The following is a 15,907-nucleotide window of genomic DNA, read 5'->3' on the forward strand; positions in this document are numbered from 1 at the left end:
TTTGTCTTGCATCCGCAGGCAAGCCTAGCGGCCCCTCTTTCTGCTTTCAAGCTTGGCGCAGGCAACCGATAGGCGGGGCGGCGCTTTCCCTTTCTCGCCAACCTGCTAGAACGACAGAAGAATGAGACGATCGAAGGGGCCCATTATGGCCAGAACATTTCGCCTGACACTCGCGCAGTTGAACCCCACCGTCGGCGCCCTGGCCGCAAATGGCGCGAAAGCGCGGGCCGCATGGGAAAGTGCAAAGGCGGCAGGCAGCGACATGGTCGCGCTGACCGAAATGTTCATCACGGGCTATCAGACGCAGGATCTGATCCTGAAGCCTGCCTTCGTTCAGGCGGCAATCGAGGCGATCGAACACCTGGCCCGCGACTGCGCCGATGGCCCAGCTATGGCCATCGGTGGCCCGGCCTTGCGCGATCTGAAACTCTACAACGCCTATTACATCCTTCAGGGCGGCAAGATCACGGCCACGGTCCTGAAGCATCACCTGCCGAACGACGCGGTATTTGACGAAAAGCGCGTGTTTTCCTCGGCCGATGTGCATGGCCCCTATATCGTCAACGGTGTCCGCATCGGCTCGCCCATTTGCGAAGACGCATGGCACCCGGATGTGGCGGAAACGCTCGCCGAAACCGGGGCCGAGATCCTTTTGGTGCCCAATGGTTCTCCCTATCACCGGGGCAAACCCAATCTGCGGCTGAACCTGATGGTCAGCCGCGTGATCGAAACCGGCTTGCCACTGGTCTATCTTAACATGGTGGGCGGGCAGGATGATCAGGTCTTTGATGGCTCGTCGATGGTGCTGAACCCCGGCGGTCATCTGGCGGTCCAGATGCCGCAATTTGATGAACACCTGACCCATGTCACCTTTACCGAGACGGATGACGGCTGGCAGGCGGAAAAGGGCGAAATCGCCTCCATCCCGCCGATCGGCGAGGCGGATTACCGCGCCTGTGTTCTGTCGGTCGCCGATTACTTTGCCAAGACAGGGTTCAAAAAGGCCGTCCTTGGCCTTTCGGGTGGTATCGATTCCGCGATTGTGGCGGCCATTGCCAGCGATGCGCTGGGGCCGGAAAATGTCCGCTGCGTGATGTTGCCTTCGGAATTTACCAGCCAGCATTCGCTTGAGGATGCCGAAAAATGCGCCCGCGCGCTGGGCTGCCGCCTTGATACCGTGCCAATCACCGCCGCGCAAAAGGCGGTGGGCGAAACCCTTGCGCCGCTTTTCGCGGGAACCGAGGAAGGCATCACCGAAGAAAACATCCAAAGCCGCCTGCGCGGGCTGATGCTGATGGCGCTGTCAAACAAGTTCGGCGAGATGCTTTTGACCACCGGCAACAAATCGGAAATGGCCGTGGGCTATTGCACCATCTATGGCGACATGAATGGCGGCTATAACCCGGTCAAGGACATGTACAAAACCCGCATGTTCCTGACCGCCAAATGGCGCAATGAACACCATCGCCCTTGGATGAAAGGCCCGGCAGGAGAGGTGATCCCGGAACGGATCATAACCAAGCCACCAAGTGCGGAACTGCGCGCGAACCAGACCGACCAAGACAGCCTGCCCCCCTATGAGGTGCTGGACGCCATTCTGGAAGGCTTGGTCGAACGTGAGGCATCCGTGGCCGATCTGGTCGCCGAAGGCTTTGACCGGGCAACGGTAAAGAAGGTGGAACACCTGCTTTACATCGCCGAATACAAACGCTTCCAATCCGCCCCCGGAACCCGGCTCACACAAAAAGCCTTCTGGCTGGATCGCCGCTATCCGATTGCCAACCGCTGGCGCGACGACTCGGGCGCGTGATCGCAAGTCGATTCGTGCAAAAGGGTTAACATGGGCAACGCCCGCCGCGCGTCTGCACGGGGGGTGTACAGGGGGTGTACGAAAGGTGACACCCTTATTTGGGGAAAGCGCTGGCCGTTAATCCAGCGTTCCCAAGGGTTTACAGCGCGACTGCCGCGGCTTGGGGCATCAGGCGCATCACATCTTCGGCCCGGCACAGTTGCGTGGCATCGGTCATCACCGCAGCCGCTGCCGCGGCAGAGGCCATCGCCAGACCTGTGGCCGCGTCCTGCCCCCGCGCCATCGCCAGAACAAAAGCCGCAACAAAGCTGTCGCCCGCGCCAACGGTGGATTTGACCTTTACCTTCGGGGCAGGCGAGAAAAGACGTTCCTTGGCATTGGCCAGCACGTTGCCATCTGCGCCACGGGCCACGATCACCGTCTTGGCGACGCCACTTGCCACCAATTCGCTTGCGAAATCAGCGGTTTCGGCGCGGGTTTCCAATTTTCGACCCGACAGTTCCTCACCCTCTTCGCCGTCCATCCGCAAGACATCAAGTCCGGGAATCGGGTTCTTCACGGCCTCGAACAATGCAGGTCCCGACGTATCCAGAACGATCCGGCTGCCTTCCATGCTGGCCGCCAGTTGCGCAGGGAAATCGGCCGGCACACCGGGGGGCTGACTGCCCGAAATCACGCTGATCCCGCCGGGCCGCGCCGTGGCGGACAACAGGGTGAAGACCCGCGCCCGTTCCGCCGCGCCCCAGACCGGGCCGGGCAACATGAAACGAAACTGCTTGCCCGTGGATTGTTCAGTCACTGTAAGGCTTTGCCGGGTTTCACCAGGCCCGAGGATCGACAAAAAGGTGATCCCTTCAGCGCGGATAAGTCCGGCCAGACGATCCCCTGTCAATCCGCCCAAGGCCACCAGCGCAAGGCTGTCACCGCCCAAGGCCTTGATTGCACGGCTGACATTCAACCCCCCGCCACCCGGGTCCAGATGCGGATCAGTGCAACGCAGCTTGTGGCCCGGCATGATGTCAACGACATCCGTGGCCATGTCCAAGGCAGGGTTCAAAGTCAGGGTCAGAATGGGGGCTTGCATCGGGGCGTCCTTTCGTCGGCGCGTATGTTAGCGCCAACAGGGGCTGCGGAAAAGCCCGGATGCACAGAGTTTCAATCCCCGAATGAAAAAGGGTCCGGGAACCCGGACCCTTGTTGATCTGGCTGAACCGGCTGTTAATCAGCCATTCAGCATCATCTGATAGCTTGCCGGAACATAACGGAAGCCATCCCCTTGCGCCTCGACAAAGCCCATGCCGGGGAAGGGCATGTGATAGCCGATGAAGGGAATGCGGTCGGCGGCCAGCATGCCGAACACATCGCGACGGGTTTTCGCTGCTGCGGCCTTGTCGGCGTCAAACCGCACCTCCCAATCTGGGTGCGCCAGCGAGAAGACATAATGGTTCGCGGTGTCTGCCGTGATTGCCAGCGTCTTGCCGCCGCTTTCCAGCATATAGATCATGTGGCCCGGTGTGTGGCCCGCCGCAAGCTTGGCAGTGATGCCCGATGCCACGCTGCCACCATCGTCAAGGAAGCTGAACTTGTCGTTCAAGGGTTTGACATTCTTGTCAAATCCTTCGTTTCCGGCCGCAGACCAATGGTTGTGCTCTGCCGATCCGGTCACATAACGGGCATTCGCAAAGGTCGCGTTCCCGTCTGCGGTCATCATGCCGCCAATATGGTCGCCATGCATATGAGTCAGGACCACGACATCAATCTGGTCAGGGCTAATCCCCGCCGCCGAAAGCGCAGCACCCGTGCCATCTGCACTCAGGCCCGTATCGAACAGAACCAGTTCCGACCCGGTGTTCACCAGCGTTGGGGTGAAAAAGAACTGGGCAACCTCGGTCGGCAAAAAGGCTGCATCCGCTGCGGCCTTGAACTCCTCGGCGCTGGCGTTCAAGCCAAAGATTTCATTAGGCTTTTCCACTGGTCGCGTCCCCGCCAACAGGGTCGTAACTTCAAGATCACCCATCTTGAAACGGTTGAACACAGGTGTCGACGAGCCCTGCATGTCAGCCGCGGCAAAGGCGGGGCGGGTAAGAATTGCGGGGGCCAAAGGCAAACTCGCTGCGGCCATCAGGGCAGAGCGGCGCGAAATCTTGCGGGCGGTCATCGTGATCCTCCTCGGTTTGGACAACAGACTAGGAGGTAGTCACGGAACGAGTTCTGGCGAGTCACAGAGACGTCATTTGAGTGCGGGGATGCACAAGAGTTGTGCGACTACTCCCACCATGGATCAATGTCGGCAATCTCTTCGTCGGTCCAGCCGAAGTGATGGGCCACCTCATGCACAACGACATGCGTCACCAATTCCTGCAAAGACACATCCCCACGTTCGGCCCATTCTTCAAGGATTGGCCGCCGGAACAGCCAGATCACGTCAGGATGCGTCACCTGATCGCTGACCGATTTTTCTGTCAGCGGAATGCCGTCATAAAGACCGCTCAACTCGAACGGGTCATGCAGATCCATCGCCTCAAGAATGTCATCGGGGGCAAAATCCTCGATCCGCAGCACGATATGCGTCGCTGCCGCACGGTAGGGTTCTGGCAAGGACGCAATCGCGCCATGCGCCAATTGTTCGATGAACGCGAGGTCGGGGGCAATGGCATCGGGGGATATCTGTGTCATATCCGCGATATAGGCGATCCACGTCTTTCCGGGAAGAAGTGGTTCACCGTAAACCCTGCGATAAATTGCAGGAAACTGGACAATTCCGGGGCCATATGACAGGGAAGGGCGGTCAAAGGAGCCTTTCATGACCGTCACCCGTTTTGCCCCGTCGCCCACCGGCTATATCCATGTCGGGAACCTGCGCACCGCGCTGATGAACTACCTGATCGCCAAGAAGTCCGGCGGCCAATTCATCCTGCGTTTGGACGACACGGACCAAGAACGCTCAAAGCAGGAATACGCCGATCAGATCATGCGTGATCTGGAATGGCTGGGCCTGCATTGGGACCGGGTTGAAAAACAGTCGCTGCGGCTGGACCGTTACCGCGAGGCCGCCGAGGATCTGAAGGCCAAGGGCAAGTTCTATGAGGTGTTCGAAAGCCCCACAGAACTGGACCTGAAACGCAAGAAACAACTGAACATGGGCAAACCCCCGGTTTATGACCGTGCGGGGTTGAAGCTTTCGGATGTCGAAAAAGAAAAGCTCCGCGCTGAAGGTCGTGATGGCTATTGGCGTTTCCTTCTGGATCAGGAGCGCATCGAATGGACGGATGGTATCCTTGGCCCGATCTCGATTGATGCGGCCAGCGTGTCGGACCCGGTTCTGATCCGCGCCGACGGGCAAGTGCTTTATACCTTTGCCAGCTCGGTCGATGACATCGACATGGGCGTGACCTTCATCGTGCGCGGTGCGGACCATGTGACGAACACTGCCACGCAGATCCAGATCATGAAGGCCATGGGCGGCACCCCGCCAAACTTTGCCCACCACTCGCTTTTGACCGGGGCGAAGGGGGAGGAACTGTCCAAGCGTCTGGGAACCTTGTCGCTGAAAGACCTGCGTGCACAAGGGGTTGAGGCGATGGCGCTTCTCAGCCTGATGGCGCGTCTTGGCTCGTCCCGCCCGGTGGAACTGTTCACCAATATCGACGAATTGGCCGAAGGCTTCGACGTCGGAACCTTTGGCGCGGCCCCAACCAAATTCGACGCCGAAGACCTGTTCCCGCTGACGCGCGGCTATGTTCAGGGCCTGTCCTTCGATCAGGTCAAAGACCGGGTCGCGGCCTTGGGTGTGCCTGCGGACAAGGCCGAAGAATTCTGGGACGTGGCCAAGGGCAACATCACGGTCTTGGGCGATCTGGAGGGCTGGTGGCAGTTGTTCCGTGATGGCGCAACGCCACTGGTGGCTGACGAAGATCGTGAATTCGTGGCGCAGGCCTTGGCCATGCTGCCGGCCCAGCCTTGGACAACCGAGACTTGGGGGCAGTGGACAGCGGCCGTGAAAGAGGCGACGGGCCGCAAGGGAAAGGGCCTGTTCATGCCGCTGCGAAAGGCCATGACGGGGCGCGAGAACGGCCCGGAAATGGCGGATGTGATGCCGCTTCTGGCCAAAGCACCGACACTTTGAAACATCGAAGACCGGGGGGCAAACTGCCCCCCGTCCCCCCGTTTTCGTTTTGTCGGTTTCATGCCGTCCCAACACGGCGCATATCGATGCCGCAGGCTCTCTAATCAATCCGGCAGAATGATCCTTGCGCCAAGCTGTGCCAGACCGCGATCGACCACCCCGGTTTCTTCTGCCGTAAGCCTTTGGCAACGTGGATAGATTGGCTTTTGCCGATCATTTAGGATCGGCGCGTCCCATCCTTTCGTCGTGGCAAAGAAATGGCTTGCACCCGGGTCGCCGAATTCACGCAAAAACCCCTGAACCACAACGTCGATATAGGACAAAAGCAATGGGTTGACCTTGCTGGGCGTTAAGCGGTTCTGCGAAGGAACGGCATAGACCTGCACCGCGTGCCGCTCTGGCCCAACATGTGCCTCGACCGGATGGCGCGCATAGGCATGCTCTCGTTCATCAAGCGCCGCCCAGTCATCGCCCGGAACATCGGCGATCAGACCAAGGATATAACTGTGTGGGTCTGGCTCAACCGACAGATAGGCGACGGGTCTTGCGGCTACATGAACCCAAACGCGCCGCCACCCATCAAGCTTGGCAGGCTTTGCACTTGGGTAGTCGTGGGTCGTCCGGTTGACGAGAGAGCCATAGCCGAAAAAGCGGGGAGGAGGGTTTGTCATTTGTCGTTTTCGCTCGGTATACGGTCGTATCCTTTTTCCCACTTGCCACGGATCATGATGGCAGGCTAGAGCTTGAACTGTCAGGTTCGGGAGAATCCGGACGGCCTGCAAGGGCTGTGTCCGGTGCCGAAGGAGCAACCGCCCCGGTAAACTCTCAGGCGCAAGGGACCGTATCTGGCATCAGACTCTGGAGAGTGGCCCGCAGGGGCCCGCCGAAGGGATAACGATCTCAGGCGCCCAAATCGGGCAAGGACAGAGGGGGCATCGCGGGGCAGGGATTGGCCTGTCCGGACGGTGCCGGAGCGACCAATTTCCGGCAGGACAAGGAGAGGCGGTTTGACCGATCTTGATTCTGGTGGCCTAAAGCGACTTGGTCTGCACGACCTGCATCTTTCCCTTGGCGGAAAGATGGTGCCCTTTGCGGGCTACGAGATGCCGGTGCAATACCCTGCTGGCGTGATGAAGGAACACCTGCACACACGGGCCAAGGCGGGCCTTTTTGATGTCAGCCATATGGGGCAGGTGATCCTGCGGCCGAAGACGGACATGGCGTCGTTAGTGGCCGGTTTTGAGGCGATGATGCCCGTGGATGTGGCGGGGTTGGCTGAAGGTCGGCAACGCTATGGTCTGTTCACGAATGAACAGGGCGGCATTCTGGACGACCTCATGTTTGCCAACAGGGGTGATCACCTGTTCGTCGTGGTGAATGCGGCCTGCAAAGAGGCCGACATTGCCCATATGACGGCCCAGCTTGCTGGTGTTGCGGAAGTCGTCCCGGTGACAGACCGCGCACTTTTGGCTCTGCAAGGTCCACAGGCCGAAGCCTCACTTGCCGCCTTGGTGCCGTCTGTCGCCACGATGCGTTTTATGGATGTGGGTATCTTCGACAGCGCCTTTGGTGCGTTGTGGGTCTCGCGTTCGGGTTACACGGGCGAAGACGGTTATGAAATTTCGGTGCCCGACAGTGGCGCCGAGGCTTTGGCCAAGGCCCTTTTGGAGATGGATGCCGTTCAGCCGATTGGCCTTGGCGCCCGCGACAGTCTGCGTCTTGAGGCGGGGCTTTGCCTTTACGGCCACGATATAGACGAAGGCACAAGCCCGGTTGAAGCAGGCCTGACATGGGCCATCCAGAAAGTCCGCAAGGCAGGTGGTGCGCGTGAAGGGGGCTTTCCCGGCGCTGACCGTATCCTGCGCGAACTGGCCGAGGGTCCAGAGCGCCGCCGCGTCGGTTTGCGCCCCGAGGGGCGCGCGCCGATGCGTGAAGGAACCGCGCTTTTCGCGCCTGACGGCACACCTGTTGGCCAAGTCACATCGGGCGGCTTTGGCCCAAGCGTCGAATCCCCGATTGCCATGGGCTATGTGGCCGCCGCCCACGCGACCACGGGCACCGCCCTGATGGGCGAAGTGCGCGGCAAGCGCCTGCCCGTCACGGTATGCGATCTTCCTTTCCAACCCACCACTTACAAGCGCTGAGGCGATCAGATGAAATACACCAAAGAACATGAATGGCTGAAGGTCGAAGGCGATCTGGTTGTGGTCGGCATCACCGAGCACGCAGCGACCCAGCTGGGGGACGTGGTTTTTGTCGAACTGCCAGAAATCGAGACGATGGTTTCGACTGGGGACGAAGTTGTTGTGATCGAAAGCGTCAAGGCTGCCTCCGACATCTTGGCGCCGCTGGATGGCGAGATCGTCAAGGTCAACGACAAGCTGGTCGATAACCCTGCACTCGTGAACGAAGACCCAACCGGTGCTGCGTGGTTCTTCAAGATGAAGATCGACGATCTGTCGGCCTTGGACGACTACATGGATGAGGACGAATACGCCGATTACATCGGTTGATCGTCGCAAGACCGCCTTCCGAGGGGAGACGGTCAAAATTCTTGCAAGAATTTTGGCGGGCGCAAGCGTGCCCGCCCGTGCGCCACATTCAGGATGCAGGACATGACCTACACGCCCGTCGCCTATAATCCCTATGACTTCGCCAATCGCCGCCACATTGGGCCTTCGCCAGCCGAAATGGATGAGATGCTCAAAGCGGTTGGCGTTGCCTCGCTTGAAGACCTGATCGAACAGACCGTTCCGAAATCCATCCGGCAATCTATTCCCCTCGGATGGGCGCCCTTGGCGGAGCATGAGCTTCTGGACCGGATGCGGCAGGTGGCCAGCCGCAACAAGGTCATGACCAGCCTGATCGGGCAGGGCTATTACGGCACCGTCACGCCGCCAGCGATCCAGCGCAATATCCTTGAAAATCCGGCATGGTATACGGCCTATACGCCCTACCAGCCCGAGATCGCGCAAGGCCGGCTTGAGGCGCTGTTGAACTATCAGACCATGGTCGCAGACCTGACCGGCCTTCCGGTCGCCAATGCCAGCTTGTTGGATGAAGCGACCGCCGCTGCCGAAGCCATGACCATGGCGCAGCGTTCGGCCAAATCCAAGGCCAATGCCTTCTTCGTTGACCGCTTCTGCCACCCGCAAACCATTGCCGTGATCAAGACCCGCGCCCTGCCGCTGGGGATCGAGATCATCGAGGATATGGTCGAAAACCTTGATCCGTCTAAGGTCTTTGGCGCGATCTTCCAATACCCCGGCAGCTACGGCCATGTCCGCGACTTCAGCGACCAGATTTCCGCCCTGCACGAGGCCAAGGCGATTGCTGTTGTGGCAACAGATCTCTTGGCGCTTTGCATGTTGAAAGAGCCGGGGGCGATGGGGGCCGATATTGCTGTTGGCTCTGCACAACGGTTTGGCGTGCCGATGGGCTACGGGGGCCCGCATGCGGCCTTTATGTCCTGCCGCGATGATCTGAAGCGCTCGATGCCCGGCCGTATTGTCGGCGTCTCGATCGACAGCCGTGGCAACAAGGCCTATCGCCTGTCCCTGCAAACTCGCGAACAACATATCCGCCGCGAAAAGGCCACGTCGAATGTGTGCACTGCGCAAGCCCTGCTTGCCGTGATGGCCAGCATGTACGCGGTTTTCCACGGGCCAAAGGGCCTGCGGGCGATTGCAGAACGGGTGCATTTCCTGACCACCCGGCTGGCTCGTGCGCTGAAAGCCGCAGGGGCCAAGGTTTCGCCCAAGGCGTTCTTCGATACGATCACCGTCGAAGTGGGCGTGGGCCAAACCGGCATTCTTGCCGCGGCTCGGCAAGAGGGGCTGAACTTCCGCAAGATCGGCAGCGACCGCGTCGGCATTTCACTGGACGAAACCACGGACGAGCGTGTTTTGGTCCGCATCCTTCGGGCCTTCGGGATCGAGGGCGTTCCGCCCCATCGCGCAACGCTTGGTTTCCCGGAATCGATGGTGCGCGAGACGGACTATCTGACCCACCCGGTCTTCCACATGAACCGGGCCGAATCCGAGATGATGCGCTATATGCGTCGCCTGTCAGACCGTGACCTTGCGCTGGACCGCGCCATGATCCCGCTTGGGTCGTGCACCATGAAGCTGAACGCGGCAGCCGAGATGATGCCGATCACCTGGCCGGAATTCGGCAGCCTCCACCCCTTTGCGCCCGCAGATCAGGCCCAAGGCTATGCCGAGGCGATTGCGGACCTGAAGGACAAGCTTTGTGAAATCACCGGCTATGACGCGTTCTCGATGCAGCCGAATTCGGGCGCGCAGGGTGAATATGCGGGCCTTCTCACCATTCAGGCCTATCACCGTTCTCGTGGGGAAGGTCACCGCGACATCTGCCTGATCCCGGTTTCGGCCCACGGAACCAACCCAGCCTCGGCCCAAATGGTGGGGATGAAAGTGGTCGTGGTGAAGTCGGCCCCGAACGGCGATGTGGATGTCGATGATTTCCGCGCCAAAGCCGCAGAGGCTGGGGACAAGCTTGCGGCCTGCATGATCACCTATCCGTCGACCCACGGCGTGTTTGAGGAAACCGTGCGCGAGGTCTGCAAGATCACGCATGATTATGGCGGGCAGGTCTATATCGACGGCGCGAATATGAACGCGCTTGTGGGCCTTGTGAAACCGGGTGAAATTGGCGGCGATGTCAGCCACCTGAACCTGCACAAGACCTTCGCCATCCCGCATGGCGGTGGCGGTCCGGGCATGGGCCCGATTGGCGTGCGTGCGCATCTGGCCCCGCATCTGCCCGGCCACCCGGAAACGGGCGGCAAAGAGGGGCCGGTTTCGGCAGCGCCCTATGGATCGGCTTCGATATTGCTGATTTCATGGGCTTACTGCCTGATGATGGGCGGGGAAGGGCTGACTCAGGCGACGCGTGTGGCGATCTTGAATGCCAATTACATCGCGGCACGTCTGGCTGGGCATTACCCGATCCTCTTCATGGGCAACAAAGGCCGCGTGGCGCATGAATGCATCCTCGACACCCGCCCCTTTGCCGAGGTCGGTGTGACTGTCGACGACATTGCCAAACGTCTGATCGACAATGGCTTCCACGCGCCAACCATGTCTTGGCCTGTCGCGGGCACGCTGATGGTGGAACCCACCGAAAGCGAAACCAAGGCCGAGATTGACCGTTTCATCACTGCGCTTCTCGCGATCCGCGAGGAAATCCGAGATGTCGAAAAGGGGGAAATCGCTGCCGAGGACAGCCCGCTGCACCACGCGCCCCACACGGTCAACGATCTGGTGGCCGAATGGGACCGTAAATACAGCCGTGAACAAGGCTGCTTCCCGCCGGGGGCGTTCCGGGTGGATAAATACTGGCCACCGGTGGGCCGGGTCGACAACGTCTATGGCGACCGCAACCTGATTTGCATTTGTCCCCCGGTTGAAAGCTATGCCGAAGCGGCAGAGTAAGATAAAGGCAAAGACCTGATCCCATGCCCGGCCTTTCGGCCGGGCATATTCTTGCCAAGGCCATGCCATGACGACCCAAGATCTTTCGACCGACCCCACCCCCTCACCCGGTTTCCTGACGGGCATTTGGGCGGGCCTGCCCATTGTTCTGGGCTATTTCCCAATTGCGTTTTCCTTTGGTGTGGCCGCCACGCGGGCGGGATTAACCGGATTGGAAGCGGTCTTTCTGTCACTGGTGATCTATGCCGGGGCCAGCCAGTTTCTGGCGCTTGTCCTGTTCACGGGCGGAGCGCCCGTTCTCGTTGCGGCCTTCACATTGATCGCGATGAACGTCCGCCATGTTCTTTACGGCCCAGCCTTGATGAAACAGGCAGGCAAGGGCGCAAGCCGGCGTCTGGCCTGGGCTTGGGCATGGGGCCTAACGGACGAAGTTTTTGGCCAAGCCCTTGGCGCCTTGGCAAGGGGGCAGCAGTTTTCCGAACGCTACATGTTCGGACTTGGTCTTGCGGCCTACGCCGCTTGGGTCAGCGGCACAGCTTTGGGGGCTTGGGCAGGGGGCGGGGCGCTTGAGGCTTATCCGGCATTGAATGCGGGCCTAGGCTTCATGCTGGCGGCGTTGTTCCTTTCGCTTCTGCTGTCGATCATGTCTCGCGCCGCCCTGCCTGCCATCGGCGTCGCAGCGATTGCCACGGTTGTCGGCACATTGGTCTTCAGCGGCACGACCGGCATCTTGATGGGCATGATCGGCGGCGCCTTGGCAGGGATGGTCCGCAAATGAACAGCGCACTGATCCTGATGGCCGTTTTGGCAGGCGCGGCAAACTGGGCCTTTCGCGCCCTTCCGACCCTCTTGTTGCGTCGTGAACCGCGGGCCGATGGTCTTACTGCGCGCTTTCTGGCCTCAACCGGCCCGGCGGCGATCGCGACCCTGTTCGTGGCGTCTGTTCTTCCTCAACTCTGGCCCGACCCTCGTGACATTGTTCCGCTTTGTGTCGGGACTGCGGCCACCGTTTTGGCCTTCTGGCCCCGCAAATCAGTGTCAGCGGGCACCCTGATCGGGGCTGCGGCCTATGCTGCGACGTTCTGGGTGATGGCGTGAAACAGGATTTCGCTTGCCGATCCGGCCGCAAGGCGCGACCATAGGGTACAGGAGAACGCAAATGATCGAAATCAGCCCGTCCAAAGTTGTTCAGGTGATCTTTCTGCACCGGGAAGGTCCGGCGGCCGATAGTGAACTGCACGCTTTTATTCAGGATCTCAATGACGATGAAAAAGCGCATCTGACGGCCATTGCCTGGGTTGGACGCGGATCTTTTGAGGCAGAGGATTATTCCGAAGCCGTGGCGACGGCGGTCAATGAGGCCACGACGCCAACAGCAGATTACTTGATGGGGATGCCGCATCTTAGTGAGAATCTTGAAGCCGGTCTTGATGCCTTGGGGATTGATGTTTCCGGTGAGGAAGAAGATCTGCTCTGACCCTTGCGAAACCATATCTCGTCCCCGATATATTCGATGATCGGAATGTGATTGGGGGTTAACATGGCTGATGGTCTGCGACTGACATGCACGACATGTGGACAGGCGAACCGGGTTCCGGCATCGCGTTTGACGGATTCGCCGAAATGCGGTAGCTGCGGTGATCCTTTGATCACCGGCAAAGTGGCCGAACTGGATGCCACCAGCCATGACAAAGCGACGCGTGGGGACGATCTCCCTCTGCTCGTGGATTATTGGGCACCGTGGTGTGGGCCTTGTCGGGCCATGGCGCCAGAATTTTCCCGGGCGGCACAGGCGCTTGCGCCGCACGCCCGATTGGCAAAGTTGAACACCGAGGATTTTCCGGCCATCTCTCAACGCGCCGGGATTCGGGGCATCCCGGCATTGATCTTGTACCACCGCGGCAAGGAAATCGCCCGTTTGGCCGGGGCACGGCCAGCCGCAGAAATCGTGGCTTTCGTGCAGTCAAAGATTCCCGTCTCGGCCCGTTGATCCGAAGACAGAGGGCCCGCTTGACAAGCAAACGGGCCCTTCAAAAGCTTTTGGTGCGACTTGGTCAGTGTCTCGGTTGAGAGAGCGTGTCTTTCCCAATGACGAAGCCAAGGGTTCACCCCCCGCGCTTCAGCCGCATTTTGAATTACCGCAGCTTGCGCAGGTCATGCAGCCCTCGACCATCCGCAGATCATAGCTGCCGCAGCTGGAACAGGCTTTGCCGCGTGGCTGACCGATCGCCACAACTTCGGCTTTCGGGTCGGCCTTCAGTCCCATACCCTCGCCTTCGATAAACCCGATTTCGATCAGGTGGCGTTCGATGACCCCGCCAATGGCCGCAAGGATCGACGGGATATATTTCCGATCCATCCAAGCGCCGCCGCGCGGATCAAAGACGGCCTTAAGCTCTTCAACGACAAACGAGATATCCCCCCCGCGCCGGAACACGGCCGAGATCATCCGCGTCAGCGCGACGGTCCAAGCGTAATGCTCCATGTTCTTCGAGTTGATGAACACCTCAAACGGACGGCGATGACCGGCGATCACGATGTCATTGATCGTGATGTAAAGCGCATGTTCGGAACCTGGCCATTTCAGTTTGTAGGTCTGACCTTCCAGAGCAGCCGGGCGATCCAGCGGTTCAGACAAATAAACAACCTCACCATCAGTAGATGCCGTGGCCGGGGCTTCCGACGGTGTTTTGTCCGAGGCTTCCGATACACTTAGCACCGACCCCGTCACGTCATTTGGACGATAGGTGGTGCAGCCTTTGCAGCCCTGATCCCATGCGGCCATATAGACTTCCTTGAAGTCGTCAAAGCTGATGTCCTCGGGGCAATTGATCGTTTTTGAAATCGACGAGTCGATCCATTTCTGCGCGGCGGCCTGCATCCGGACATGGTCCAGCGGCGGCAAGGTCTGCGCGTTCACAAAGTAATCGGGCAGGGGCGCATCGCCCTTCTTTTCCCGCCACAGGCGCACGGCGTAATCGACGACCTCTTCTTCGGTCCGCGATCCATCCTTTTGCAGAACCTTCCGCGTATAGGCATAGGCAAAGACAGGTTCGATCCCCGATGAAACGTTCCCAGCATAAAGGCTGATGGTCCCCGTTGGAGCGATGGATGTCAGAAGGGCGTTGCGGATTCCATGTTTGCGGATCGCGTCCTTCACATCCTTGTCCATATGGGCCAGCGACCCCGAGGCAAGGTACTTCTCGGCATCAAACAGCGGAAAGGCACCTTTTTCACGCGCCAGATCGACCGAGGCCAGATAGGCGGACCGGGCAATCGCGTGCATCCATTCTTCGGTCTGCTTGGCGGCCTTTTCGCTGCCATAGCGCAGGCCCAGCATCAACAGAGCATCGGCAAGACCGGTGACGCCCAAACCGATCCGGCGTTTCGCCTGCGCTTCGACCGCCTGTTGGGGCAGTGGAAAGCGGCTTGCGTCCACCACATTGTCCATCATCCGCACGGCCGTTCGGACCAAGTCGTCCAGTGCCGTCAGATCCAGCGCGGCATCGGCTTCAAACGCATTCTTGACCAGCGTCGCCATGTTGATCGACCCCAGAAGACAGGCGCCATAGGGGGGCAGGGGCTGTTCGCCGCAAGGGTTCGTGGCCGAAATCGTCTCGCAATAGGCAAGGTTGTTCGCGGCATTGATCCGGTCGATGAAGATCACCCCCGGTTCCGCGAAATCGTAGGTGTTGCGCATGATCTTGTTCCACAGATCGCGCGCCTGTACGGTCTTGTAGACCTTGCCGCCAAAGACCAGCTCCCATGCGCCATCGGCTTTGACCGCATCCATGAAGGGGTCGGTCACCAGAACCGAAAGGTTGAACATCCGCAACCGGGCTGGGTCTTTCTTGGCTTCGATAAAGGCTTCGATATCAGGGTGGTCACAGCGCATCGTGGCCATCATCGCGCCGCGCCGCGAACCCGCTGACATGATTGTGCGGCACATCGCGTCCCAGACATCCATAAAGGAAAGCGGGCCAGAGGCATCGGCGGCCACGCCCTTAACCTCAGCCCCGCGGGGGCGGATGGTCGAGAAGTCGTATCCAATGCCGCCGCCTTGCTGCATCGTCAGCGCGGCTTCTTTCAACCCGTCAAAGATGCCGCCCATATTGTCGGGGACCGTTCCCATGACAAAGCAGTTGAACAGCGTGACGCTGCGCCCGGTGCCCGCCCCTGCCGTGATCCGGCCAGCGGGAAGGTATTTGAACCCTTCGAGTGCCTTGTAGAACTTGTCCTCCCACTGCACTGGATCTTTCTCGACCTCGGCCAAGGAACGTGCAATCCGGCGCCAAGTGTCTTCCACCGAGCCGTCAATCGCCGTGCCATCAGCGGATTTCAGGCGGTACTTCATGTCCCAAATCTGCTCGGCAATGGGGGCGGAAAAACGGGACATGGTCACATCCTTGGTCTGGTGTATTTTTGGAAGGAACGCACAAGATAAGCCTATGGGTTGGCAGGGTCAACTTGCCCTGACCGACTTTCCGTCTATTCTGTGGTGCTCTTGAGCGGGGG

The 15,907-nt window shown here is 59.8% G+C and carries 14 protein-coding genes and 1 riboswitch; of the genes, 9 read left to right on the forward strand and 5 right to left on the reverse strand.

What is annotated here, in order from left to right; all coding sequences use genetic code 11:
• The first annotated feature begins 145 nt into the window (after positions 1 to 145).
• Positions 146 to 1,810 (forward strand): NAD+ synthase, encoded by a 1,665-nt coding sequence (locus tag ACSBLW_RS17400; protein WP_435257860.1) that lies wholly within the window; start codon positions 146 to 148, stop codon positions 1,808 to 1,810.
• 139 nt (positions 1,811 to 1,949) lie between these two features.
• On the opposite strand, the gene ACSBLW_RS17405 is transcribed toward ACSBLW_RS17400, so the two are convergent.
• The 3 genes from ACSBLW_RS17405 to ACSBLW_RS17415 form a co-directional block, all read right to left on the reverse strand.
• Complete coding sequence (locus tag ACSBLW_RS17405) at positions 1,950 to 2,894, reverse strand: 1-phosphofructokinase family hexose kinase (RefSeq protein ID WP_435257861.1); 945 nt, start codon at positions 2,892 to 2,894, stop codon at positions 1,950 to 1,952.
• A gap of 138 nt (positions 2,895 to 3,032) precedes the next feature.
• Positions 3,033 to 3,968 (reverse strand): MBL fold metallo-hydrolase, encoded by a 936-nt coding sequence (locus tag ACSBLW_RS17410; protein ID WP_435257862.1) that lies wholly within the window; start codon positions 3,966 to 3,968, stop codon positions 3,033 to 3,035.
• A 107-nt stretch (positions 3,969 to 4,075) separates the two neighbouring features.
• Positions 4,076 to 4,486, reverse strand: coding sequence for a metallopeptidase family protein (locus tag ACSBLW_RS17415; RefSeq protein ID WP_435260151.1), 411 nt, complete (start codon positions 4,484 to 4,486; stop codon positions 4,076 to 4,078).
• Between the two features lie 127 nt (positions 4,487 to 4,613).
• On the opposite strand from ACSBLW_RS17415, the gene gltX reads away from it, so the two are divergent.
• A complete protein-coding gene (gene gltX, locus ACSBLW_RS17420) occupies positions 4,614 to 5,936 on the forward strand; it encodes a glutamate--tRNA ligase (protein WP_435257863.1) in 1,323 nt (440 codons plus the stop codon).
• Positions 5,937 to 6,040: 104 nt separating this feature from the next.
• On the opposite strand, the gene ACSBLW_RS17425 is transcribed toward gltX, so the two are convergent.
• On the reverse strand, positions 6,041 to 6,607 hold the full coding sequence (locus tag ACSBLW_RS17425; protein WP_435257864.1) for a gamma-glutamylcyclotransferase family protein: 567 nt from the start codon (positions 6,605 to 6,607) through the stop codon (positions 6,041 to 6,043).
• Positions 6,608 to 6,684: 77 nt separating this feature from the next.
• Positions 6,685 to 6,788: riboswitch (glycine riboswitch) on the forward strand.
• A 155-nt stretch (positions 6,789 to 6,943) separates the two neighbouring features.
• Between ACSBLW_RS17425 and gcvT the strand changes: the two genes are divergently transcribed.
• The 7 genes from gcvT to trxC all read left to right on the forward strand — a co-directional run bounded on the left by gcvT (position 6,944) and on the right by trxC (position 13,382).
• Positions 6,944 to 8,080, forward strand: coding sequence for a glycine cleavage system aminomethyltransferase GcvT (gene gcvT / locus ACSBLW_RS17430; RefSeq protein ID WP_435257865.1), 1,137 nt, complete (start codon positions 6,944 to 6,946; stop codon positions 8,078 to 8,080).
• A 9-nt stretch (positions 8,081 to 8,089) separates the two neighbouring features.
• Positions 8,090 to 8,449 carry a glycine cleavage system protein GcvH gene (gene gcvH, locus ACSBLW_RS17435; protein WP_435257866.1) on the forward strand — a complete coding sequence of 120 codons (360 nt, stop codon included), beginning with the start codon at positions 8,090 to 8,092 and terminating at the stop codon, positions 8,447 to 8,449.
• Positions 8,450 to 8,551: 102 nt separating this feature from the next.
• Positions 8,552 to 11,392, forward strand: a complete 2,841-nt coding sequence (gene gcvP / locus ACSBLW_RS17440) for an aminomethyl-transferring glycine dehydrogenase (protein ID WP_435257867.1) — start codon at positions 8,552 to 8,554, stop codon at positions 11,390 to 11,392.
• Between the two features lie 67 nt (positions 11,393 to 11,459).
• The gene (locus ACSBLW_RS17445; protein WP_435257868.1) at positions 11,460 to 12,170 is read left to right on the forward strand and encodes an AzlC family ABC transporter permease; all 711 of its coding nucleotides are present in this window, start codon (positions 11,460 to 11,462) and stop codon (positions 12,168 to 12,170) included.
• Entirely contained in the window at positions 12,167 to 12,490 is a 324-nt protein-coding gene (locus tag ACSBLW_RS17450; protein ID WP_435257869.1) for an AzlD domain-containing protein, read from the forward strand. The genes ACSBLW_RS17445 and ACSBLW_RS17450 overlap by 4 nt, the downstream gene beginning before the upstream one ends.
• A gap of 61 nt (positions 12,491 to 12,551) precedes the next feature.
• A complete protein-coding gene (locus tag ACSBLW_RS17455; protein ID WP_435257870.1) occupies positions 12,552 to 12,869 on the forward strand; it encodes a DUF3775 domain-containing protein in 318 nt (105 codons plus the stop codon).
• Positions 12,870 to 12,932: 63 nt separating this feature from the next.
• Complete coding sequence (trxC, locus tag ACSBLW_RS17460) at positions 12,933 to 13,382, forward strand: thioredoxin TrxC (protein WP_435257871.1); 450 nt, start codon at positions 12,933 to 12,935, stop codon at positions 13,380 to 13,382.
• 129 nt (positions 13,383 to 13,511) lie between these two features.
• On the opposite strand, the gene ACSBLW_RS17465 is transcribed toward trxC, so the two are convergent.
• The gene (locus tag ACSBLW_RS17465; protein WP_435257872.1) at positions 13,512 to 15,788 is read right to left on the reverse strand and encodes an adenosylcobalamin-dependent ribonucleoside-diphosphate reductase; all 2,277 of its coding nucleotides are present in this window, start codon (positions 15,786 to 15,788) and stop codon (positions 13,512 to 13,514) included.
• Positions 15,789 to 15,907: the final 119 nt, after the last annotated feature.

The sequence above is a fragment of the Thioclava sp. FR2 genome (genome assembly GCF_051200875.1).
Classification (GTDB): domain Bacteria; phylum Pseudomonadota; class Alphaproteobacteria; order Rhodobacterales; family Rhodobacteraceae; genus Pseudotabrizicola.